This window comes from Massilia sp. PWRC2 (assembly GCF_049896725.1).
In the GTDB taxonomy this organism is placed as follows: domain Bacteria; phylum Pseudomonadota; class Gammaproteobacteria; order Burkholderiales; family Burkholderiaceae_D; genus JAFCUW01.
This window is the reverse complement of sequence record NZ_JAFCUW010000001.1, coordinates 96,332-117,522: the sequence shown is the minus strand read 5'-3', so window position 1 is coordinate 117,522 and position 21,191 is coordinate 96,332. Positions and strand designations below refer to the sequence as shown.

Sequence of the window (21,191 nt, the reverse complement as noted above, 5' to 3'; positions counted from 1 at the left end):
CCGTCAGGCTGCCTTGGCCAGGTCGGTTGCCGGCGGCAGGGTAGCGGCGCCAGCCGTTTCCGCCGGCGCATCCTGGATCAGCTTGTTCAAGAACGGCACCAGCAGCACCAGCGCCACCCCGACCGCCACGCTGCCCCAGCCGAGGCTGGCGAACAGCGCGGCATAGCCGGCGTTGCTCACCAGTGGCGAGCCGGCGCCGGGATCCGGCACCATGCTGGAAAAGTCACCGGCAAACAGCGAAGCGACGCCCGTCACCAGCATCCATGCACCCATCATCGAACCCTGGTACTGGCGCGGCGCCAGCCGGCCGATCATGGCGTAGCCGATGGGGGAAATGAGCAATTCTCCGACGCTCTGGAACACATAGGACAGGAACAGCCAGACAAAGGCCGACTGGCCGCTGACGGGATCGGCCAGCTTGATGCCCAGCGGCAGGCACAGAAAGCCGAGGCCCATCAAGATGACGGCAGCGGCGAACTGTTTCGGGATATCGATGTTCCAGCCTCGCTGGCGCAGGCGGGCGAACCAGGCCGCCAGCAGGGGGCCGCCAAAGACGATCACCATGCAATTGATGTTCTGGATCCACTGGGGCTGGATTTCCACGCCCAGCACCATGCGGTCGACATTGTGCTCGGCAAAAATCTGCAAGCCGTTGGGCGCCATCTGGTACAGCGCCCAGAAGGTCAGCGAGCCGCATGCCAGGATCAGGTAAGCGAACATGTTCTTGCGCTCGCGGCGGTCGCGGTTGCGCAGGGCCAGAGCGCCAATGATGGCGAAGACGACGGCGGCAAACCCCTTGATCAGGGCGCCCGTCGACACCGGGTGCTGGAGCAGCAGCCATACCGAGGGCACGATCAACGCGATGATGGCGGCGCCGCCCAGCAGGCGCAGGCGCCACTGGCGCACCGGCATGGTCATTAAGGGCGTGCTGATGTCGGCCAGGGTGTTCCAGTTGAACAGCGCCAGGCCGAAGGCGACGACGTTGCCGGTGGCAGCGAAAACGAACAGGGCAGGGTAGTTTTCCGTGATCTGGAAGATGCCGGCACCCGTAAAGCCGACGAAAAAGCCGATGTTCATCCCGGCATAATTCCACAGGAACGCCGATTCGCGGCGGTTGTCGGTGGGGCTAAAACGCTGGGTCAGCATCATGTTGACGCAGGTGACGTTCAGGCCGTTACCAGTGAGAAAGAAAGCGAGGCCGCCGTACAGCAGGGCGGTCGAGCCGAGCGAAATAATGGCGCAACCGATAATCTGCAGCAGCATGCCGACCACGAACAGGTTGCGGTTCGACATGAAGCGGCCACCCAGATAGCCACCGAACAGGTGCAGGCCATAATTAAACGCGCCAAACACGCCCATCATGACGGCGGCATCCCTGGCGGCAAAGTGCAGGTGCTTGGTGGCATACAGCACCAGCGAGGAATACAGGACGGCAAAACCCAGCGTGCAAAAAATCTGGATGAAAAACAGCGTGGCGGTGCCCGGCACGGCGTTGGCAAGGCGGCGTTGAAGGAAAGACAAGCAATTCTCCTGTAGAAACAAAGCAAGGCGGGCTCGTCCTTATTTTGACAAGCTGCGCAATTCTACGGGGAATTGTTGCGACGGCCTAATGACTTTGTTGGTGGTGCACTGGCAGTGCCGTCAGCGCCTGGTTCGCCAGCGCCAGCAGGCGCTCGCGCGGCACGCCGTCGCGCGCCAGCACGGACATGCCCTGGATGACGCCGATGAACAGGTCGGCCAGCGCCTGCGCATCGGTGCTGGCGGGCAGTGCCGCGCTGGCGATGTCAGCGGCGATGCGGCGCCGTACCAGTTCGCCAATCTCGCGCCGCACCGCCGTCACCGCCTGCTGCACCGGCAGCGACGCTGGCGAGCCGCTGGCGGTGGCGCTGGCCAGCAGGCAGCCGGGCGGGGTTGCAGCGCCCGTGAATGCGCGCGCCGAGGCGGCCAGCATGGCGCCGATGGCGGCATGCGCGCTGGGCGCCTGGTCGAGCGCGGCGCCGATGGCGGCGGTGTCGCCGGCGTACAGGCGCATTGCTTCGAGAAACAGCGCCTGCTTGTCGCCGAACGCGGCGTACAGGCTGGGCGCGGTCACCCCCATGGCGGCCGTCAGTGCGGCCACCGAGGTGGTTTCATAGCCGTGCCGCCAAAAGGCGTGCATGGCGCGCTCGAGGGCGGTGGCGCGGTCGAACGACAGCGGGCGGCCGGTTTTTTTGCGAAGTTCTTTCATAGCGATCTTTATAAAACAGATTGACGCGCCGGCGCAAGCATGACAGACTTTAATAGCGATCACTACGAAAGATACTCATGGACCTCACCAGTTACCGCACTGTTGGCCGCTCCGGCCTTGTTGTCAGTCCGCTTGCCCTTGGCACCATGACCTTTGGGACGTCGCGCTGGGGCGCGGCCGATGCCGATGCGCGTCGCCTGTTCGACAACTACCTGGGTCAGGGCGGCAATTTCGTCGACACCGCCGACATTTACGGCGGCGGTGCCAGCGAAGCGCTACTGGGCCGGTTTATCCGCGACAGCGGCACGCGCGACCAGCTGGTGCTGGCCACCAAGTTTGGCTTTAACGCTGGCTCCAGTCCCCTCGAGGCGAGCGCCACCGGGCGCGGCAATCCGAATGCGGGCGGCGCCGGCGCCAAGAACATCCACCGTGCGCTCGACGGTTCGCTCAAGCGGCTGGGCACCGATTACATCGATCTGTACTGGATGCACATCTGGGATGGCGTCACCCCGGTAGAGGAAATCCTGCACACCCTGGGCGACCTGGTTCGCGCCGGCAAAATCCGCTATTTTGCCTTTTCCGACATGCCCGCCTGGCTGGCCATGAAGGCGGCCACCGTTGCCAGTGAACGGCGGCTGCCGGCGCCGGTGGCCATGCAGGTCGAGTATTCGCTGGTGGCGCGCGATGTTGAGCGCGAACACGTGCCGGTGGCGCTCGAGGCCGGCATCGCGCTGATGCCGTGGAGTCCGCTGGCGGGCGGTTTTTTGTCGGGCAAATACCAGCGCGGCGAAACACCGGCAGCGGGACGCCTGAGCGGCGCCAATCCGTTTGGCAACAGCAAATTTTCCGATAAAAACTGGGACATCCTCGCCGTCCTGCGCCAGGTGGCAATCGAACAGGAACGCAGTGCCGCCGAAGTGGCGCTGGCCTGGCTGCTGGGGCGGCCTGCGGTGGGCGCGGTGCTGGTGGGCGCCAGCGCGCCGGACCAGCTGGCCATCAACCTGGCCGCGCTGTCCTGCGTGCTCACCGCAGACCAGCGCCAGCGCCTCGACACGGTGAGCGCCACAGCACCGGGCTTTACTGATAGTCTGGCCAGCCCGGCCATCCGGCGCATGGTCTTTGGTGGTCACGCCGTGCGTGGCTGGGGCGAATTCTGAGGGAGCAGGCAATGGTGCAGATGTGGTGATCCGGCGGGCCGGCCTGGCCGACCTGGCGGCGCTGGCGGCGCTCGAAGCGGCCAGTTTTGTGTGTGACGGCGTCAGCCGGCGCGCCATGGCGGGCTTTTTGCGCAGCCCGGCCGCGCTGGTGCTACTGGACGAGGAGGGCGCCGGCGCTGCATTGCGTGGCCACCTGGTGCTGCGCTTTCACGCCCGCCACCGGATTGCGCGCGTCTATTCGATCGCGGTGGCCGCCGCCGCCATGGGACAGGGCGTGGGCAGGGCGCTGGTGGCCAGCGCCGAGCTGGCCGCGCGCGCGCGCGGCAGCGCTGCGGTGCGGCTGGAAATCAGTGTCGACAATGCGCCGTCGCAGGCGCTGTTTCGTGCTTGCGGCTACCAGGTGTTTGGTCATTACGATGACTACTATGAAGATGGTGGCGCGGCGCTGCGGCTGCAAAAGATGCTGTAGGCAGGATTCGGTCGGGCGCGCTGATATATGTATTGATCAGTGATTGCCGGCTGACTGCCGCTCCGCTACCATCGGCAGGTTGATTTCGCCAACCTCGCCATCAAGGACACCCATGCTGCAACTGCCATCCCCCCTGCGCGCCGGCGTTCTCGCCGTGCTGCTGTCGCTCGCCACGCCCGTCGTCGTTGCTGCCGCCGTCACCGACGCCGCCTGGGTCAGCAAGAGCAATGAAAATGCCCAGCTGCTGCTCAAGGTGATGGCCCGCTATGCGCCGGAGAGCGCCAGTTCGCTGGGCGTCGATGGCTTCGATGAGCAGATCACCGATTATTCGCGCGACACCTTTGCCGCGCAAAACCGCGACCAGCGCGCCGCCATCGCCGAGATGGTGCGCCGTCGCAAGCTCGAGCGCGACCCCAAAATCGTCCAGGATCTCGACATCCTGATCGGCAGCGCCAACGACCAGCTGCGTACGCAAGCGCTGCAACGCCAGTACTTCATGCCGTTTATCGACCTGACGCAGTCGCTGTTCGAAGTGGTTAACCAAACGCTCGATCCGCGCATCCCCAAGGCGCGCCAGGCCAGCCTGCTGGTGCGCCTGCAAAAATATACGGGCCTGACGCGGGGCTACCGGCCAGCAACGCTGCTGGCGGGCGAGCGCCTGCAGGAGCGCCTGAAAGCCAACAACAAGCTGCTCGGGCCCTTCAAGGATGAAGTGGAACTGGCGCTGAGCAATGCGCCCACCCTGATCGCTGGGATAAAGCAGTTGCTGGCCAACAGCGACATCAAGGGCTGGGAGAGCGTCTTCGCCACCCTCGAACAGCAGTTGACAGCGTACAACGAGCAGTTGCGCGCACAACTGCTGCCGCGTGCACGCGCCGACCATCGGCTGCCGGCGGAAATCTATGCCGACAACTTGCGCCAGTTCGGTGTCGACATCGCGCCGCTGGAACTGAAGGCGCGTGCGCTGACCTCGTTTGCGGAAATCCGCAACCAGATGAATATCACCGCCGGCCTGATCGCCCGCGAGCGCAAGCTGCCGCACGCCGATTACCGCGCCGTCATGGCCGAGCTGAAAAAACAGCAGGTGGCGGCCGATCAAGTCATGCCCCTGTATGCGGCGCGCCTGGCGCAAATCGAGGCGGCCGTGCGCGAGCATCACATCGTCACTTTGCCAGCGCGCAAGGCAAGCATCCGGCTGGCATCGGAGGCTGAAAACGCCGCTTCACCGGCGCCCCACATGAATCCGCCGCGGCTGATTGGCAACACGGGAGAATACGGCGAATTCGTGTTGACCACGGCGGTACCGCCGGCCAAGGGCGGCAAGGCGCTGCTGATGGATGATTTCACCCACGATGCCGGCACCTGGTCGATCACTGCGCACGAAGCGCGGCCCGGCCACGAACTGCAGTTCGCCAAGATGATCGAGTCGGGCGTGTCGATCGCGCGCGGCGTGTTTGCTTTTAACAGCGTCAACGTCGAAGGCTGGGCCCTGTATGCGGAAGCGGAAATGCAGCCTTACGAGCCGCTCGAGGGCCAGCTGTTTGCCTTGCAGGCCCGCATGATGCGGGCGGCGCGGGCGTTTCTCGATCCCATGGTCAACCTGGGCGAAATCACCCCGGAACAGGTCAAAGCGTTTTTGATGGATGACGTCGGCCTGTCGGAAGCGCTGGCCACCCAGGAAATGCAGCGCTACACCTACCGCTCGCCGGGCCAGGCGACCGCGTATTTCTACGGCTACCAGCGCTTGATGGAAACGCGCCAGGCCGCTGAAGTGGCGCTGCCCCACAAATTCGATCGCCAGGCATTCAACGACTTCGTGCTGGCCCAGGGCATGTTGCCGCCGGCCTTGTTGCGGAAGGCCGTGATGGAAGTGTTCGTGCCGGCCGCGCTGGCGCGCTGAACCGCCGCCGCGTTTACCGCTCCGGGCCTCAGGCGTGACGTCTCAGCTGGCGCCAGCGGCGTCGGCAGCCGCCATCTCTGCCGTGTAGTCGCTGATCCAGTACAGCAGGGCCAGGGTAGGGAAGGCCATGCCGGTGAGCAGGGCGGCGTGCCAGCCATGGGTGGCGAACATCCAGCCGCCCAGCGCCGAGCCGAGCGCGCCGCCGGCGAAGAACAGGGCAAAATAAATCCCGTTGAGGCGCCCGCGTACCTCGGCGCCCAGGTTAAAAATGGCGCGCTGCCCCAGTACCAGGTTGGCAGCGACGCCCATGTCGAGGACGATCGACGCGGCCACCAGCAGTGCCAGTCCGATCGGGCGCGAGGCCGGTGACAGCATCGGCAAGATGAAACCGAGGATACCCAGACTCAGGGCGGCAGCCGTGGCCAGCAGGGTGTGGCCGCGGTCGGCCAGGCGGCCGGCAATCGGCGACGCCACGGCGCCGGCCATGCCGACCAGGGCGAACACGGCGATGCCGGTTTGCGACAGGTGAAAATACGGGCCGGCCAGCATCAGCGGCGTTACTGTCCAGAACAAGCTGAAGGCGCCGAACAGGCCGGCGTGGTAAGCGGCGCGGCGGCGCAGCACGGCGGTGCTGAGGAACAGGTGCCACATCGAGCCGATCAGTTTGGCATATGGCATGGGCGCGCTGGGCACCCGCTGCGGCAATTTCCAGCGCAGCACAAAGGCGAGCACGACAATGACGACGGCGGCGCCGCCAAACACCACGTGCCAGCTGGCGTGGTCGGCAATCAGGGAGGCCACCGGGCGTGCCAGCATGATCCCCAGCAGCAATCCGCTGACCACCTTTCCCACCGCCTGCCCGCGCGTGGCTTCTTTCGACAGGTGGGCGGCGAAGGGAACCAGCACCTGGGCGACCACCGAGCCCAGGCCGATCGCCAGTGCCGCCGCCAGGAACAGCACGGCGCTGCTGGCGAAGGCCGCCACCAGCAACGCGCAGGCTGTAAACAGCAGGCCGGTAAACACCAGCCGGCGGTTTTCCAGCAGATCGCCCAGCGGCACGATGAACAGCAAACCGAGCGTGTAGCCGATCTGGGTCAGGGTGACGATCAGGCCGGCCGCGCCGGCCGATAGACCGGTGGCGACACTGATGGGCCCGACCAGGGTTTGCGCATAGTACAAATTGGCAACGATCAAGCCGCAGGCGGTGGCAAGCAGCAATAGCATGCCGGAAGAGATGTCGGATTCGGTGTTCTGGGCCATGCTGATAAACTCCAGGAGCGGCGCCACGGGCGGCGCTGAAAGACGATGAAAAAGACGATGAAAAGTACAATCAAAGAAAAACAACAGTGAGCGCGGCCGATGCAGCGCGGCGGGGCAGCTGGCGCTATTGTAAAGAAAGTCTGGGCAAAGATAATTAATGCATAATCTCCCTATACCTTTCATCTTTTATGAACAATAGAAAGTGCCGCTCATGGACAAGCTCAAGGCCATGCAAACCTTTGTTCGTATTGTCGAAGCCAACAGCTTTTCAAAAGCGGCGGAAACCCTGGGCTTGCCACGGGCGGCGCTGACGGCGACCCTGAAAAATCTGGAAGCGTATCTTGGCGTGCAACTGCTGGCGCGCACCACCCGGCGGCTGTCGCTGACCCAGGATGGCGCCGACTATTTTCGCCAGTGCCTCGACATTCTCGGCGCCGTCGATGCCGCCGAAGCGGGTTTTCGGGGACCGGGCGCGCTGCAGCCAAAGGGCAGGCTGCGGGTCGATCTGCCAGCCGCCGTCGGTCACACGCTGGTATTGCCCCACCTGGGCCGCTTCCACCAGGCCTATCCCGAGATCGAGCTTAATATCAGCATCACCGACCGGCTGGTCGACCTGACCCAGGAAGGCATCGATTGCGCCGTTCGGGTAGGGCAGTTGCAGGATTCCGCGCTGGTCGGGCGCCAGATCGGCAATATGCGTTTCGTCACCTGCGCCACCCCGGCCTACCTGGCCGCGCGCGGCACACCGCGCCATATCGATGAGCTGGCCGGGCATGCCAGTGTGGTTCATTATTCGGGCCGCGCGGGACGCGCCTTTGACTGGGATTTTGTGGTGGCGGGCGAAGTGGTCAAGGTGGCGATGCACGGCCCGGTCGCGGTCAACGATGCAGAAGCCAATGTTTGCTGCGCGCTCCAGCATTTTGGCCTGGCCCAGCTGGGCGCCTACCAGGTCCGCCAGCACCTCGACAGTGGCGCGCTGGTCGAAGTGCTGGCCGATACGCCGCCGACGCCGATGCCGATGTCCTTGCTCTACCCGCAGGGACGCATGGGTTCGCCCAAAGTGCGCGTGTTTGCCGAGTGGGTCGCCAGCCTGTTTGCCAGCAACCCCGATTTGCAGGCGCCGCCTCTGCCAGCGCCGGTGCCGCGCGAGAGTACGCATGCCTGAGGTAGAACATCAGCAAGACACGACTGACCCCGGCGCCGACCACCTGCAACGTGCCTGCGCTGAAGCGGCGACCTCTGCCACTGGCACGGCGGTTCCCATCCGGGACAGCTCCGCCATGGACGCCCTGGCCACTGACGCTCTAACTACTGACAATCCCGCCATGGATGCCCCCGGCACGGACAATCCCGCCATGGATGCCCCCGGCACGGACAATCCCGCCATGGATGCCCCCGGCACGGACAATCCCGCCATGGATGCCCCCGGCACGGACAACCCCGCCATGGATGCCCCCGCCATGGACAAGCTCGCCAAGAATGCGCCCGTCACAGACAATCCTGCCAGTGATGCCCTCGTCCCGGACAATCGCGCCATGGACGATGCCGCCGTAGACGATTCCAGCACCGCCGCCGCCGCCGCCGCCAGCGATGCCGGCCATGGTTTTCTGCTGACCCGCCACTGGCGTGACAGTGCCGCCGGCACCGAGGTCGAGCTATGGCTGGCCACCGACGATGGCCCCCGCTGCCTGCGTCTGCCGGTCCACGAATCGGTCGCCTTCCTGCCCGCCGAGCAGGGACCGCAGGCAGCCATCATCATCGGCCAGGAAGCCGGTTGCGCGCTGCGCCCGCTGGCGCTGCTTGATTTTTCGCACCGCCCCGTACTCGGCCTGTATTGCACGCAATACCGCACTCTGACCAAGCTGGCCCGCCGCCTGCGCGAACACGGCATCGATGTCTACGAGGCCGATGTGCGTCCGCCCGAGCGCTACCTGATGGAGCGTTTCATCACGGCGCCGGTGTCGTTTACGGGTACGCCATCGGCGCATGACCCGACCCTGCTGCTTGACGCCCGTATCAAGCCGCTGCCTGGCTACCGGCCGCGCCTGCGTATGGCCTCGCTCGACATCGAAACGAGCCAGAAAGGCGACTTGTACTGCATCGGCCTGGAAGGCTGCGGCGCGCGCACGGTGTTCATGCTGGGCCCCCCCACTGCGGAAGCGCACGCGCCTGCATCGGTAACTGCATCTGCATCTGCGCCTGTACTCGACTTCGACTTGCGCTACTGCGACAGCCGCGCCGCCCTGATCGAAGGCCTGAACGCCTGGATTGCCGAACACGACCCCGATGTGATCGTGGGCTGGAACGTGATCCAGTTCGATTTGCGCGTGTTGCAGCAGCAAGCCGAGCGCTACCAGGTGCCTTTGCGGCTGGGGCGGGGCGGGGCCGTGATGGAGGGCCGGGAGCAGGGCGGTGGCCGGCAAGGACACTATTTTGCCAGCGCCGCCGGCCGCCTGCTGGTCGACGGCATCGAGGCGCTGCGCTCGGCGACCTGGACTTTTTCGTCGATGAGCCTGGAAAACGTGTCGCAGCAATTGCTGGGCGAAGGCAAGGCCATCGATAACCCCTACCACCGCATGGCGGAAATCAATCGCCGTTTTGCCGAAGACAAGACGGCACTGGCGCGCTACAACCTGAAAGACTGCGAACTGGTGACGCGGATTTTCGCCAAGACCAGTTTGCTGGCCTTCCTGCTCGAACGGGCCAGCGTGACCGGGCTGGCAGCCGACCGCAGCGGCGGCTCGGTGGCCGCCTTTGAACATTTGTACATGCCGATGATGCACCGGCACGGCTACGTGGCGCCCAACCTCGGTGACGTGGCCGGTGAAGACAGCCCTGGCGGCTTTGTGATGGATTCGCGCGCCGGCCTCTATGATTCGGTGCTGGTGCTCGATTATAAAAGTCTGTACCCATCGATTATCCGCACTTTCCTGATCGACCCGGTGGGGCTGGTGGCCGGCTTGCGCGAAGACGATGCCGACACGGTCGATGGTTTTCGCGGGGCGCGCTTTTCGCGCACCCGGCACTGCCTGCCCGCTATCGTCAAACAGATTTCGGAAGGCCGCGATGCAGCCAAGCGCGACGGCAATCAAGCGCTGTCGCAGGCGCTTAAAATTATCATGAACGCCATGTATGGCGTGCTCGGTTCCGCTGGCTGCCGGTTTTTTGATCCACGCCTGGCATCGTCGATCACCTTGCGCGGCCATGCCATCATGCACCTGACGCGCCAGCTCATTGAAGAGCAGGGTTACCAGGTGATCTATGGCGATACCGATTCGACCTTTGTGTGGCTGGGGCATGCTCACTCCGAAGACGACGCGACCGGCATCGGCCGGGCGCTGGTGGCACATGTCAATCACTGGTTGGACCAGCATCTGCGCGCGCAGTTCAATCTGTCAAACAGCCTTGAGCTGCAGTTTGAAACCCATTACCGGCGCTTTCTGATGCCAACCATCCGCGGTTCGGAAGAGGGCAGCAAGAAGCGCTACGCGGGCCTGGTGCGTCAGGCCGACGGTAGCGAGCGCATGGTCTACAAGGGGCTGGAAACGGTGCGCAGCGACTGGACCGCGCTGGCGCAGCAGTTTCAGCAGGCGCTGTATCTGAAAATTTTCCGGGGCGAGCCCTACCGCGATTACGTGCGTCAGTACGCGCGCGATACTGCCGCCGGCCAGTTCGATGCCCTGCTGGTCTACCGCAAGCGCCTGCGCCGGCCGCTCGACGATTACGAACGCAACGTGCCGCCGCAGGTGCGCGCGGCGCGCCTGGCCGATGCCTACAATGGGCGGCACGGCCGCCCCCTGCAATACCAGAACCGGGGCGTGATCGCGTATGTGATGACCATCAATGGGCCCGAGCCGCTCGAAGCGCTGACCTCACCAATTGACTACGAGCACTACCTGAGTCGCCAGCTGCAGCCCGTGGCCGACGCCATCCTGCCCTTTGTCGGCGACAATTTCGCCGCTCTCACCAGTCGCCAGCAAGAACTGTTCTGAGCGCTTCTGATCCTGCCAGTGATGGGCGGTTTTTTACAGCGCGCTGTCGGCGTAAAGTAGTCAATGGTATTTCAATGTTGCGCTCTGACCGGCATCGTGGCGTCGCCGCAGACCGCCATGGAGGCGCGCAGCTTGAGCAAATGAACCACCCAGGTTGCCGAAGGCCGCAGGCGCCAGCGCAGGCAGATACTGGAACTGGAACCTCAGCCTCAGCATCAGCCTCAGCCTGACTGCGCTGGGCCCACGACCAGCAGCGCATCGACTGTCCGCAAACCCTGCCGCAAGCGGCAATCGGGGTCTTCCATACTTAACGGGGACAGCGCCTTTTCCAAATGTCTGCATCCGATCGGCCGCCGCCGGCGTATATCAGTACAGGAAGCGTTGCCGGCGCGCCTCATCGTGAAACATCTCACCCGGAAAAGTGGAGGCGCAACTTGTACTTGTTTGATAACGAATCGTGGGGACCCTGTCAAATCGACACGAATACCTCGGGCAAGCATGGTTTCGGCTTGCCGAAGTTGTTCAAGATCAGCAGTCGCGACGGCAGCTTTGCCGGCACTTACACCGTGCGTTTCAAGAACTGCGTGGTGCAGGACCTGGTCGCCGCCGAGCGCACTAATGCGCAGCTGATCCGCACCGCCATTGCCCAGTTTTGCGCCTGGCCTGGCAACCACCAGTGCGATTTCGACGCCGAGCTCGATACCACGCTGGCACCGTATGCCGGCGTCGTCTGCAACCGCTATGGCCGCGTGCTGTCGGAGACGAGTTTGCTGCCGCGCCATCGCGCGCGCGCCAGCAACCCGGAGAACTGCCTTACCTGATGTTACATCTGTTGCCGGCTCCTTTCACCCGATGTCACCTTCGGCGCTTACAGTGGTCCTCACTGCAGCGTGCAGCGTACAACACCGGAGACCATCATGAGAACATTGATCAAGCTTGCCAGCGCCGCCGCCGTTCTGGCTGCGGCCGTCACGGCGCTGCCGGCAGCGGCGCAGGTGCGGGTCGGCGTGCAGCTTGGCGCCCCCGTCTATGTGCAACCGCAAGCCTATTACGCGCCGCCGCTGGTCCAGTATGGTCCGCCGCGCGTGTTGCAACAGGGTTATTTCGACAGCCGCTACGATCACCGCGAGCGCTCGCACTACGAGGGTGAATGGCGGCGCCGCCAGTGGCTGCGCCACGAAGAAATGCGCCGCGAAGAATGGCGTCGCCAGCAGTGGCGGCGCGAGCACTGGCGCCATGAGCGTGCCTGGGGCGAGCGTTAAATGCTGGCGCTGCTGCCCCGATTGTCTGGTGCCGATGCTCGAGCTGACCGGCAAAGCTGCTGGCAGACCGCATCCGGCCCCCAAACACCGCGATCATAGCGTGGCGTAATGACGGCACCATGACAGCGTCATGACCTCGTGATGACGGCTGGGCAAGCCGATGATTGCCTGATCCGCCGCGCATTTTTTGCGCCAGCAAGCCCTGCATGGTGTGCGCCAAGCGGGGCTTGTTTGCGTCGGCGCAAAGTATTTCCGCAAGGCTAAATCAAGATGCGGAGGTGCCCGTGCCGCGGGCTTTCTTCCTGATGGGGTTTTCCATGCCGATCCGCAGCCGCTCCCTTGCCGGCACCCTTGCCGGCACCCTTGCCGCCATGCCCTTGCTGATCAACGTCAGGGCTGGCGCCGCCCAGTTGATGAGTCCTGCCGCGGTCCTGCCGCCGGCCGTCAGTGCCAGCCTGGCGGCCATGCTGGTGGCGCAAAATGCCGCCCATGGACTCGATGCCAGCCACGGCGTGGTACTGGCGCGCCAGCATCCGGGCACCCAGGGCACCCAGGTCAGCCGTTTCGATCAAACCTACAAGGGCGTGCGCATTTTCGGCGCCGACGCCGTCGTCGTCACCGACAGTGCCGGTAAACCAGTGAGCGTATCGAGTTCGGAGCGCAGCTACAACCTTGGGCGTGGCGCTGCCAACCGGCTGGGGCCATCGACGGCCGATTTCGATGTCACGCCCACCCTGTCGACAAGGGCGGCGATCGATGCCGCCCTGCGCACCCTGCCGGGCGGGGCGGCCGGCGCCGTGTACCAGATCCCGCCCACCGCCGAGCTGATTATTTATCCGATCATCAAAACCGAGCGGCTCTCGACAGCGCTGACCAAGACCGACGCCGACCTCAACGCCCTCGATGTGCGCGACGTCGTCGACTCGTATGAGCTGGCCTACCTGGTGCATACCCGCATGCACCTGGGCAAACGACCATTGTTTTACGACACCGTCATCAGCGCCAAGAATGGCCATGTGCTCAACCAGTGGAGCATGCTGCAAACGGTGGTCGGCGTCGGCAACAGCCAGTACAACGGCACCGTCGCCATCAACACCACGCTCACCAAAGGCAGCTACCAGATGATCGATTCTTCGCGCGGCACCGGCGGCGCGTATGGCGCCATGGCAATTACCAATGCCGACCATGGCACCGGCGCAGGTCGTGTGTACAGCAATGCCAGCAACACCTGGGGCGACGGCAAACAGTATGTGGCCGGCGGTTCGACCACCAACGCCAATGGCCAGACCGCGGCCGTCAATGCCCTGTGGGGCCTGATGAATACCTACGACATGCTGAAAATGGCGATGGGCTGGCTGTCGCTCGATGGCCACAATACCGCCACCTATATTGCCGCCCACGTCAATTCCGGCTACGACAATGCCTATTACAGCGACACCTGCAAATGCATGTTCATCGGCGATGGTTCGACCTTTAGCAGCCTGGGCGCCATCGATGTGATCGGTCATGAAATGGGCCATGGGGTCACGGCAGCGACCTCGAATCTGACCTATTCGGGCGAATCGGGTGGCTTGAATGAATCGAGTTCCGATATCAATGGCGAGATGGTGGAAGCGTATGCGCGCGCCGGCGGCACCGGCTCGACCATTCCGGCCAGCGGCAATGACTGGGGCGTCGGCAAGGAAATCAGCAAGAATGGCACACCGCTGCGCTATCTGTTCAAGCCCAGCAAGGACGGCTCCAGCCCGGACGCCTGGAGTACCAGCCTGAAGCGCCTGGACGTGCACTACAGCAGCGGCCCGAACAATCGCATGTTTTATTTCCTGTCGCAGGGTTCCAACGCCACGCCAGCGAGCGATTTTTATTCGAAATACTTGATCAAAAAGCCGGCAGCGATGAGCGGCATCGGCGCCGACAAGGCTTACCGGATCTGGTTCAAGGCCGCTACCACCAAGTTCACCGCCAGCACCAACTATGCCGACGCCCGTGCCAAGATGGTGCTGGCAGCCCAGGAGCTGTACGGTGCCAACAGCCGCGAGCACAAGGCGGTGCAACGCGCCTATGCGGCCATCAATGTCGGGGCCGATATTGATGAATAGCGCGATGCAAGACGCGATGGATAGCGGCGCCGCACCGGCAATCCGGTACGCCGGCCGTCAGCGCTCGAGCAGGGCGAGCGCCTGCGCGCGCGCCGAGCGCCGCCAGCTGCGGCGCAGGTCGGCATCGTCGGTGGTGCGCGCCAGCACCATGCCGCCCACGCAGAGGGCGACGATGACCTCGGCCCGTGCGCCCGCATCGGGCGCCGCACCGAGCGCGCTGCGGAACACCGCCGTCAGGTTGCCAATCAGTGCCGTATACGCCTTTTGCGGGTGTAAACCGGCGCGGGCGACATCGCCGGGCAGCGCGTACAGGGGGCAATGCGCATCGATGTCGGCCAGCACGGCGTCGCTCAGGTAGATCTCGATCAGTGAACGGGCCAGTGCCAGCGGGTCGCCGGAGCGCTCGAGCCGCGCGGCGAACGGATTGCAGATGCTGAAACTGGCCACTGCCACCGCATAGAGCTGGTCCTTGCCGCTGAAATGGTGATAAAAACCGCCCCGCGTCAGACCCGCCTCGGCCATGATGCGGTCGATCGTTACCTGCTCGAATCCATGACGATTGAACAGCCGCCGCGCGGCATCGACGATGCGCGCACGCGTGCGGCTTTTGTGTTCGCTGTCGTAAGGCATGGTCGATCCCCTCTCGACGTGGCTGTCCGCGTATTATCGCGCCGCGCGAAAATATGTTCTTGATCATATTTTGCCAGTGGCTACGCTGGGATGACTGCTTTGACTGTCACCTTGAGGAGATTGCCATGACCAACGACGACGCTGCCAGACCCGTCCTGATCACCCTGAAATGGGTACCTGAATTTGCCCGCGGCCTGGTGCGCGACCTGCGGGTGCGCTGGGCGCTGGAAGAGGCCGCCATTCCCTACCGGGTCGAGCTGGTCGATGCCGATGAAAAAATGCTGCCCGCCTATCGCGCCCTCCAACCCTTCGGCCAGGTGCCGGCGTACCGCGACGGCGCCTTGCGCCTGTTCGAGTCCGGCGCCATCGTGCACCATATCGCGGCGGCGTCGCCCGTCCTGATGCCCGCCGACGCCGCCGCCCGTAGCCGCACCCTGAGCTGGATGTTTGCCGCCCTGAACAGCGTCGAACCGGCGCTGCTGGCGCTGGCCGATGTCGATCTGTCTGCCGCCGCCGCCGGGGCCAGCCTGCGCCGGCCGGCCTTGCTGGCGCAGGCGCAGACGCGCCTGGCCGATCTCAACCGTGTGCTGGAAGGACGGGCCTATCTGCTCGGAGGATTTACTGCTGCCGACATCCTGATGGCGTCGGTACTCAATATTGTGCGCCACACACCGCTGGTGGCGGCGTATCCGCACCTGCACGCTTATCACCAGCGTTGCCGCGCGCGGCCGGCGGCGCGCAAGGCGCACGCCGATCAGATGGCCTTGTACGAGGGGGCCTGGCGTGGTGAGACAGAAATTCGTTGAATAAATATGCCGAGAATCGCAGCGATTTCGACATATTTATTCAACGAATTTCTGATTGACCACATTAGTAGGCCAGCAGGGGATAGGGATTGATGGCGCTGCCGGTCCACCACTGCTTGGCGGGCGTCAGTTCGATGACGGCGAAGTGCAGGTGCGGGGCTTTCGGATCAGCGTTGCCGCTCACGCCCACGTAGCCGATCAGGTCGCCCCGCTTGAGGAGCATGCCTTCCTTGACACCATCGGCGTAGTGGTCCAGGTGGGCATAATAATAGGCCCAGGTGGCGGTCGGATCGAACTGATAAATGGTCAGGCCGCCTGGCTTGCTGTTGAACAGTTTCACCAGTTTGCCATCGGCCACCGCCAGCACCCGGCTGCCGGTGGGAGCCATGATATCGAGCGCTTCGTGGTGGCGCTCGCTGCCACGCGGCTGGTTGAAGGTGTCCGCCAGGCTGGCGTACTTGACGCCGTCGACCGGAATGCGCAGCTTGACGCCATTCATGGGCGCCAACGTGCGCAGCGCAGCACTGTCGGCGGCGCTCGGTTTGAGGGGCAGATCGAGTTCGTTGAGGTCGGCGGGTACCACCGGCGCCGGTGGCAGTGCCGGCTCGATGGCCGCCGCCGACGTCGGCGCCGGCGCCGGCGCCGCCGCCGGTGCGACGATGCCACCCGTGCCCGGCACCACCAGCGTTGCGGTCGGTGCATGGGCGGCCTGGCGCAGGTAGACGAACAGCCCGGCGGCGCCCAGTACGGCGCCGAAGATCAAGGTCAGCAACCACTTCATGGCAATCTCCTGTTTTGTTGTTTGTTATTTTGTTGTTTCGTTTTTTTGTGCTTGAGAACGGGCGCCGCGCTCAGTCCTGCAACACCACATCGGTGCCAGCGCCAACCGCCGTGATCAGCAGCGCCACATCCCAGTTGGTCAGGCGGATGCAGCCATGTGACTGGGTCTTGCCGATGGCTGCAGGCACGGGCGTACCGTGGATGCCGTAGTGCGGTTTCGACAGGTCGATCCAGGCCACCCCAACAGGATTATTCGGGCCGGCCGGGATCTTGGCACTGGCGTCGCCCGGCTTGGCATCCCAGAACAGCTTGGGGTTGTACCAGTAGACCGGCTTGTTCGAGATGCCGTTGACTTTCCACTGACCGATCGGCAAGGGATCATGGTCGCTGCCCGAGGACGAGGGGAACTGTGCGATGGCCTTGCCGGCCGTGTCGTACAGGGTCAGGGTGCGGCCCGCCTTGCTGATGACGATCCTGGCGCCTTTCGGCAACGGCGCGGCGCCTTCGACATGAGGGACAACTATCTGTTCGCCGACCCGCTGCAGATCCTTGCCGGGATTGAGTTTTTGCAGCAGCGCGGGGCTGACGTGAAAACGCTCGCCCAGCGCCTCTTCGATGCTGGCGAAACCGAGGCTGCTCAGTTTGGCCTTGTCGGCCATCGAATCGGGGACCGCCTGGTAGGGGCCGGCGACGTCCTGCTCGCTCACCGTGTAGCCGATCAAGGCGTCGCTGGGATCGCTGTTCAGGGCGTCCCAGGTGGCAGCATTGAGGGTGCCGTCAGCGGCAAGATCGTGGGCTTTTTGAAAGCCGGCCAGCGCCGCTTTCAGGTTGCTGCCTGGCGCACCGTCGATTTCGCCGGCACTGAAATGGGCGCGGTCGAGCAGCACCTGGGCGCGCACGATGGCGGCTGCTGCAATGTGGCGGCCGGTACCCCGCACTGACGCCTCCTTGCCGGCGGCGTTGACCAGTTCAGCCGCGAGCGAGTCAGACAGTGCTGGCTGGCCGGCGGCAGCTGGCGCCGGCAGCGCGCTCAGGCTGGCCAGCAGCACGGTGGTAAGGCAAGTGACGGCAGCGGCAAGTTTCAAGAGGAGTCCTGGGAACGTCATCGGGGATCACCAGATTAATTCCACCAGGACAAAGAGTCTGTGCGCCAGCGTACTTACCGGCAGACAGACCGTGTCTTGCCGAAGTACTTAGCCGTTCAGCGCCGCCATGTCAGGGGTCGACATCATCTTGTCGATGTCGACCAGGATCAGCATGCGCTCGTCGAGGGTGCCCAGGCCGATCAGATAATCGCTGCCGACGTCGCCGCCCATGTCAGGCGCCGGGCGGATCTGGCCGGCGGTCAGGGTGGTGACGTCGGAGACGCGGTCGACCACCATGCCGATGATCTTGCCCGACAGATTGAGGACGATGACGATGGTGGAGGCGTCGTAGGTGGGCGTACCGAGGTTGAGCTTGATGCGCATGTCAACGATCGGCACGATCACGCCGCGCAGATTCATCACACCCTTGAAAAACACCGGTGCATTGGCAATACGGGTGACCGCTTCGTAGCCGCGGATTTCCTGCACCTTCAGGATGTCGAGGCCGTATTCCTCGTCACCCATGGTGAAAGCGAGAAATTCCTGGCCGCTTTCATCGTGCACCGGCGGCGCGTGGTGAAGGTGGGAGGTCTGGGTAGATTCGTTACTGAGCATGGTGTTCCTGCAGATAAGTGACGGCGGGTGACGGCGAGCGGCTGCCGGGCGCGGTCGCGACCGCACGCGAAGCGGGGCCGCGAAATCACGGCCAGGTAGCAAGTTTAACTTGCCCTGTGGAAATAACAACTCAAATCACGCCGAATCTTGCTTATTTGTTGTGTGGCTGTGACAGCGGCGGCGCCAGTCCCAGTGCGGCGCGGATGGCCGGCAGCACCAGCGCGAAGGCGGGCGAACTGGCGGCCACTTCATCGTAATGACTGGCGCCCGGCAAGATGATGACCTCGGCGCTGTCGCCGGCGGCGCGTGCCCGTTCGGCGTAATCGTGTGCCACGCGCGGCGGCGATACCGTGTCAAGTTCGCCGGTGATGAGTACCGTGTGGCTGCCGTTGGGAATCAGCTCGGCCGCATTGGTGTCGGCAAACACATCGGAGCGGGCGGCGCTGGGCAGGCCGGTCAGCTCTACCAGCTCGCGCTCGCAACTGCTCTTGATCAGCGCCTGTTCGCGGCGCAGGTCGGCCAGGCCGCCCAGGCTGATGATTTGGCTGATTGGCAAAAAGCCGCTCTGAAACAAGGGGCTGCTTGGCGCAATCCGGCTGCGCCCGGCCAGCCACTGCACCAGCTGGCCGCCAGCCGAGTGGCCGATGGCCACCACCCGGCCCAGGTCAAGCTGGCGGGCAGCGGCCTGCCGGCCTAACAGATCGAGCGCGGCATTGATGTCCTGGTAGGTGCCCGGATAGCCGCCGCCTGGCTCATCGACGCGCCGGTATTCGACGTTCCAGACGGCGATGCCGTGCGCATTGAGGGCGCCGGCCAGGTTGCGCAACTGCGTGATGCCACCATACTGGCTGGTCCAGCAGCCGCCATGGACCAGCACGGCGACGGGGAAGGGGCCCTGGCCGGCCGGGCGGAACAGCTCGGCGAACTGTGACGGCGCCGCGCCGTACGTCAGGGTGGCGGTGGGCGGCGGGCCGCTCAGGGCCAGGTAATCGGCCAGCTTCATCGGCGCAGCGTTGGCCAGGCCGGCGCATAGCAGGGCGGGCAGAAGGGGACGCAGGGAAATTGTCATGGTGGTGTCGTTGATGGGTGGGAAGCACGGCGCTCCCGCACTATACCCAGCGCAGGGCGCTGGCAGCAAGGCCAGCGAGCGCTGCTGCGCGCACGATTGCGCGCGCGGGCGGGAACGTTCTTCATGCTAGTCTGGTCAAAACCTCAGGAGCGACCAAATGACATCAATGAATGACAACAAGCAGTATCGCGGTTACAACATCTCGGTTAGCGTCCGCCAGGACTGCGAAGACCGCTGGGACTTCGATTACACCCTCACGGCGGTCGACGGCAAGGGCGAAGTGCGCCAGCGCAGCCACACGGTCAACGGCCAGATGACCGAGGCGGCGGCGCAAGTGGCCGCCATCGAAGTGGCGCGTACCGAGATCGACAACGTGCTGGCCATGCAGGCCGGCTAAGGGCGATCGCAGCCAGGGGCGCCCCGCGGCACGCCGCTCAGGAAAGCAACAACGCCCCCACCAGCGACCCCCACTTTGACTTTACGCAAGCAAACCGGCCTGGCCGTTCGCTACGATTCATATCGCCAGTTACGGCAGAAAAAACTGACAATGACCAATCGCTTTATTGAGCAACTTCAGCAAAGTGCTGAAAGCACGCAGGTGCACGCCGGGCTACATTTTCACTCCACGCCTGATCCCGACTTGCCGCCGCCACCGAGTCCCCCGCCTGACGACGTACCGGCCCCCGACCAGGCGCCCATCCAGGAACCGATGCCGGCCGCGCCACCGATCAAGGCGGATTGCATTTAAGGTAATAGATAGAGCCTTGTAGTATTTGATTTATTCTATTTGCAATAAGCAATATTTGTTGCTAAAAACCTACAAAGTTAAATTAACTTGGCGCCCTGCGCGTGCTGCCAGCGCACAGTCATATAATGATTTTGCAGCATCAACCAACCGGAGATGGAGAGCGTTATGGGAAACTCGCTACACAATAAGATTCGCCTGGGACGCGCTTCTCCATTTACCTCGCGCAAGCTGCAGGCATTGTTGGTGTTGGGCGCCATCATTCCCCTGAGCTGGCTAATCTTGACGGCCATGCGTTAATTGGCCTTGGCGCCGCGTTCGCGCTTGCCGGCATGGTCGCCGGCATCGCCGCGCTCGTCGTCGATCACCGCTTGCCGCGTCCTCGCAGCGCGGTTACCATGGGCGCCGACCCTGGATTAAGAAAGCGGCAATGAAAAACGAAAAACTGACCACCGACGAATACGACGCGCTGGGACACCTGGAAAAAGGGCCTGCGCCGGAGCGGGTCAATGCCTGCGTCGGTCGCAACGCCAAGCGTCTGTCTGGTCTGAAATTGCTGCAATACGGCCGTGACGGCCGCGTCGGTCTGACCGAAAAAGGCCAGGAAATGCTGTTTCTGCGCCGCTGCGTGGGCGCCTTGCGGGCGCTTAGCGCCGATCCGGCAGCCAGCGTGGCCACCGATGTGGCCAATTTCCTTGGCAAAAAATCACACATCGTGGCGCGGGAAGACGGCGGCTATGACATCACCGACAAGGGCCGCGACTCGCTGGCCGACATCGAAGCGCGCGCCTGAAGCGGGTGGCGCACGGGCGCGCTGGACGTTGCGGCAACTGCGCGTGTAAAAAAACCGGCCAAGGCCGGTTTTTTCATGTGCTGCATTACATCTGACGGCGCCGGCTGGGGTACACCAGGGTGCGCACTGCCAGATCGGCAGGAATGTTCATCGCCGACAGGAACTCGGCAGCACGTTGCAGGCCGACGGTGGGGATCGATGCGATGGCCTGGTTGATGACGTCACGGGTGCGAAAATCGTTGCGCACTTGCTTGACGCCGTGGTGCTGTTGCGATGCGGTGCTCAGTGTCATGATGGTTCTC

The 21,191-nt window shown here is 64.0% G+C and carries 22 protein-coding genes; 11 read left to right on the top strand and 11 right to left on the bottom strand.

Annotated elements, in window-relative coordinates:
* Positions 1-3: 3 nt before the first annotated feature.
* Together ACP7BZ_RS00555 and ACP7BZ_RS00550 are read right to left on the bottom strand one after the other, a co-directional pair.
* Complete coding sequence (locus ACP7BZ_RS00555) at positions 4-1,521, bottom strand: peptide MFS transporter (protein WP_426109694.1); 1,518 nt, start codon at positions 1,519-1,521, stop codon at positions 4-6.
* 85 nt (positions 1,522-1,606) lie between these two features.
* Positions 1,607-2,227 carry a TetR/AcrR family transcriptional regulator gene (locus ACP7BZ_RS00550; protein WP_426109693.1) on the bottom strand — a complete coding sequence of 207 codons (621 nt, stop codon included), beginning with the start codon at positions 2,225-2,227 and terminating at the stop codon, positions 1,607-1,609.
* Positions 2,228-2,304: 77 nt separating this feature from the next.
* Here ACP7BZ_RS00550 and ACP7BZ_RS00545 point away from each other — a divergent pair, with 77 nt between their 5' ends.
* From ACP7BZ_RS00545 to ACP7BZ_RS00535, 3 genes are all read left to right on the top strand, one after another.
* Positions 2,305-3,384 carry an aldo/keto reductase gene (locus ACP7BZ_RS00545; RefSeq protein ID WP_426109692.1) on the top strand — a complete coding sequence of 360 codons (1,080 nt, stop codon included), beginning with the start codon at positions 2,305-2,307 and terminating at the stop codon, positions 3,382-3,384.
* A gap of 22 nt (positions 3,385-3,406) precedes the next feature.
* Positions 3,407-3,853: a GNAT family N-acetyltransferase gene (locus tag ACP7BZ_RS00540; RefSeq protein WP_426109691.1), complete on the top strand. Its 447-nt coding sequence runs from the start codon at positions 3,407-3,409 to the stop codon at positions 3,851-3,853.
* A gap of 112 nt (positions 3,854-3,965) precedes the next feature.
* Entirely contained in the window at positions 3,966-5,753 is a 1,788-nt protein-coding gene (locus ACP7BZ_RS00535; RefSeq protein ID WP_426109690.1) for a DUF885 domain-containing protein, read from the top strand.
* 42 nt (positions 5,754-5,795) lie between these two features.
* Here ACP7BZ_RS00535 and ACP7BZ_RS00530 read toward each other — a convergent pair whose 3' ends face one another.
* Positions 5,796-7,013, bottom strand: a complete 1,218-nt coding sequence (locus ACP7BZ_RS00530; protein ID WP_426109689.1) for an MFS transporter — start codon at positions 7,011-7,013, stop codon at positions 5,796-5,798.
* Between the two features lie 211 nt (positions 7,014-7,224).
* On the opposite strand from ACP7BZ_RS00530, the gene ACP7BZ_RS00525 reads away from it, so the two are divergent.
* From ACP7BZ_RS00525 to ACP7BZ_RS00505, 5 genes are all read left to right on the top strand, one after another.
* Positions 7,225-8,178 (top strand): LysR substrate-binding domain-containing protein, encoded by a 954-nt coding sequence (locus ACP7BZ_RS00525; RefSeq protein ID WP_426109688.1) that lies wholly within the window; start codon positions 7,225-7,227, stop codon positions 8,176-8,178.
* Positions 8,171-11,005, top strand: coding sequence for a DNA polymerase II (locus ACP7BZ_RS00520; RefSeq protein ID WP_426109687.1), 2,835 nt, complete (start codon positions 8,171-8,173; stop codon positions 11,003-11,005). The genes ACP7BZ_RS00525 and ACP7BZ_RS00520 overlap by 8 nt, the downstream gene beginning before the upstream one ends.
* Before the next feature lie 434 nt (positions 11,006-11,439).
* Complete coding sequence (locus ACP7BZ_RS00515; RefSeq protein WP_426109686.1) at positions 11,440-11,826, top strand: hypothetical protein; 387 nt, start codon at positions 11,440-11,442, stop codon at positions 11,824-11,826.
* Positions 11,827-11,922: 96 nt separating this feature from the next.
* Positions 11,923-12,267, top strand: a complete 345-nt coding sequence (locus ACP7BZ_RS00510; RefSeq protein WP_426109685.1) for a hypothetical protein — start codon at positions 11,923-11,925, stop codon at positions 12,265-12,267.
* A 317-nt stretch (positions 12,268-12,584) separates the two neighbouring features.
* Positions 12,585-14,366: a M4 family metallopeptidase gene (locus ACP7BZ_RS00505; protein ID WP_426110486.1), complete on the top strand. Its 1,782-nt coding sequence runs from the start codon at positions 12,585-12,587 to the stop codon at positions 14,364-14,366.
* Positions 14,367-14,423: 57 nt separating this feature from the next.
* On the opposite strand, the gene ACP7BZ_RS00500 is transcribed toward ACP7BZ_RS00505, so the two are convergent.
* Positions 14,424-14,996, bottom strand: coding sequence for a TetR/AcrR family transcriptional regulator (locus ACP7BZ_RS00500; RefSeq protein WP_426109684.1), 573 nt, complete (start codon positions 14,994-14,996; stop codon positions 14,424-14,426).
* 125 nt (positions 14,997-15,121) lie between these two features.
* On the opposite strand from ACP7BZ_RS00500, the gene ACP7BZ_RS00495 reads away from it, so the two are divergent.
* Positions 15,122-15,802: a glutathione S-transferase family protein gene (locus tag ACP7BZ_RS00495; protein WP_426109683.1), complete on the top strand. Its 681-nt coding sequence runs from the start codon at positions 15,122-15,124 to the stop codon at positions 15,800-15,802.
* Positions 15,803-15,866: 64 nt separating this feature from the next.
* On the opposite strand, the gene ACP7BZ_RS00490 is transcribed toward ACP7BZ_RS00495, so the two are convergent.
* The 4 genes from ACP7BZ_RS00490 to ACP7BZ_RS00475 all read right to left on the bottom strand — a co-directional run bounded on the left by ACP7BZ_RS00490 (position 15,867) and on the right by ACP7BZ_RS00475 (position 19,351).
* Positions 15,867-16,583 (bottom strand): M23 family metallopeptidase, encoded by a 717-nt coding sequence (locus ACP7BZ_RS00490; protein ID WP_426109682.1) that lies wholly within the window; start codon positions 16,581-16,583, stop codon positions 15,867-15,869.
* Positions 16,584-16,653: 70 nt separating this feature from the next.
* Positions 16,654-17,667: a L,D-transpeptidase family protein gene (locus ACP7BZ_RS00485; RefSeq protein WP_426109681.1), complete on the bottom strand. Its 1,014-nt coding sequence runs from the start codon at positions 17,665-17,667 to the stop codon at positions 16,654-16,656.
* Positions 17,668-17,775: 108 nt separating this feature from the next.
* A complete protein-coding gene (locus tag ACP7BZ_RS00480; RefSeq protein WP_426109680.1) occupies positions 17,776-18,282 on the bottom strand; it encodes a chemotaxis protein CheW in 507 nt (168 codons plus the stop codon).
* A gap of 151 nt (positions 18,283-18,433) precedes the next feature.
* Positions 18,434-19,351: an alpha/beta hydrolase gene (locus ACP7BZ_RS00475; protein ID WP_426109679.1), complete on the bottom strand. Its 918-nt coding sequence runs from the start codon at positions 19,349-19,351 to the stop codon at positions 18,434-18,436.
* A gap of 157 nt (positions 19,352-19,508) precedes the next feature.
* Between ACP7BZ_RS00475 and ACP7BZ_RS00470 the strand changes: the two genes are divergently transcribed.
* Complete coding sequence (locus ACP7BZ_RS00470) at positions 19,509-19,748, top strand: hypothetical protein (RefSeq protein ID WP_426109678.1); 240 nt, start codon at positions 19,509-19,511, stop codon at positions 19,746-19,748.
* 221 nt (positions 19,749-19,969) lie between these two features.
* Here the strand turns inward: ACP7BZ_RS00470 and ACP7BZ_RS00465 are convergent, their stop codons facing one another.
* Together ACP7BZ_RS00465 and ACP7BZ_RS00460 are read right to left on the bottom strand one after the other, a co-directional pair.
* Positions 19,970-20,095: a hypothetical protein gene (locus ACP7BZ_RS00465; RefSeq protein ID WP_426109677.1), complete on the bottom strand. Its 126-nt coding sequence runs from the start codon at positions 20,093-20,095 to the stop codon at positions 19,970-19,972.
* A gap of 81 nt (positions 20,096-20,176) precedes the next feature.
* Positions 20,177-20,389, bottom strand: a complete 213-nt coding sequence (locus tag ACP7BZ_RS00460; RefSeq protein ID WP_426109676.1) for a hypothetical protein — start codon at positions 20,387-20,389, stop codon at positions 20,177-20,179.
* A 137-nt stretch (positions 20,390-20,526) separates the two neighbouring features.
* Between ACP7BZ_RS00460 and ACP7BZ_RS00455 the strand changes: the two genes are divergently transcribed.
* Positions 20,527-20,889: a hypothetical protein gene (locus tag ACP7BZ_RS00455; protein WP_426109675.1), complete on the top strand. Its 363-nt coding sequence runs from the start codon at positions 20,527-20,529 to the stop codon at positions 20,887-20,889.
* An 85-nt stretch (positions 20,890-20,974) separates the two neighbouring features.
* Here ACP7BZ_RS00455 and ACP7BZ_RS00450 read toward each other — a convergent pair whose 3' ends face one another.
* Entirely contained in the window at positions 20,975-21,181 is a 207-nt protein-coding gene (locus ACP7BZ_RS00450) for a hypothetical protein (RefSeq protein WP_426109674.1), read from the bottom strand.
* Between the last annotated feature and the right edge of the window lie 10 nt (positions 21,182-21,191).

Excerpts from the sequence above, each read along its gene's own strand:
- ACP7BZ_RS00550 (WP_426109693.1), bottom strand. The coding sequence starts at position 2,227 with ATGAAAGAACTTCGCAAAAAAACCGGCCGCCCGCTGTCGTTCGACCGC.
- ACP7BZ_RS00545 (WP_426109692.1), top strand. The coding sequence starts at position 2,305 with ATGGACCTCACCAGTTACCGCACTGTTGGCCGCTCCGGCCTTGTTGTC.
- ACP7BZ_RS00535 (WP_426109690.1), top strand. The coding sequence starts at position 3,966 with ATGCTGCAACTGCCATCCCCCCTGCGCGCCGGCGTTCTCGCCGTGCTG.
- ACP7BZ_RS00530 (WP_426109689.1), bottom strand. The coding sequence starts at position 7,013 with ATGGCCCAGAACACCGAATCCGACATCTCTTCCGGCATGCTATTGCTG.
- ACP7BZ_RS00525 (WP_426109688.1), top strand. The coding sequence starts at position 7,225 with ATGGACAAGCTCAAGGCCATGCAAACCTTTGTTCGTATTGTCGAAGCC.
- ACP7BZ_RS00520 (WP_426109687.1), top strand. The coding sequence starts at position 8,171 with ATGCCTGAGGTAGAACATCAGCAAGACACGACTGACCCCGGCGCCGAC.
- ACP7BZ_RS00510 (WP_426109685.1), top strand. The coding sequence starts at position 11,923 with ATGAGAACATTGATCAAGCTTGCCAGCGCCGCCGCCGTTCTGGCTGCG.
- ACP7BZ_RS00505 (WP_426110486.1), top strand. The coding sequence starts at position 12,585 with ATGCCGATCCGCAGCCGCTCCCTTGCCGGCACCCTTGCCGGCACCCTT.
- ACP7BZ_RS00500 (WP_426109684.1), bottom strand. The coding sequence starts at position 14,996 with ATGCCTTACGACAGCGAACACAAAAGCCGCACGCGTGCGCGCATCGTC.
- ACP7BZ_RS00495 (WP_426109683.1), top strand. The coding sequence starts at position 15,122 with ATGACCAACGACGACGCTGCCAGACCCGTCCTGATCACCCTGAAATGG.
- ACP7BZ_RS00490 (WP_426109682.1), bottom strand. The coding sequence starts at position 16,583 with ATGAAGTGGTTGCTGACCTTGATCTTCGGCGCCGTACTGGGCGCCGCC.
- ACP7BZ_RS00480 (WP_426109680.1), bottom strand. The coding sequence starts at position 18,282 with ATGCTCAGTAACGAATCTACCCAGACCTCCCACCTTCACCACGCGCCG.
- ACP7BZ_RS00475 (WP_426109679.1), bottom strand. The coding sequence starts at position 19,351 with ATGACAATTTCCCTGCGTCCCCTTCTGCCCGCCCTGCTATGCGCCGGC.
- ACP7BZ_RS00470 (WP_426109678.1), top strand. The coding sequence starts at position 19,509 with ATGACATCAATGAATGACAACAAGCAGTATCGCGGTTACAACATCTCG.
- ACP7BZ_RS00465 (WP_426109677.1), bottom strand. The coding sequence starts at position 20,095 with ATGCAATCCGCCTTGATCGGTGGCGCGGCCGGCATCGGTTCCTGGATG.
- ACP7BZ_RS00460 (WP_426109676.1), bottom strand. The coding sequence starts at position 20,389 with ATGGCCGTCAAGATTAGCCAGCTCAGGGGAATGATGGCGCCCAACACC.
- ACP7BZ_RS00455 (WP_426109675.1), top strand. The coding sequence starts at position 20,527 with ATGAAAAACGAAAAACTGACCACCGACGAATACGACGCGCTGGGACAC.
- ACP7BZ_RS00450 (WP_426109674.1), bottom strand. The coding sequence starts at position 21,181 with ATGACACTGAGCACCGCATCGCAACAGCACCACGGCGTCAAGCAAGTG.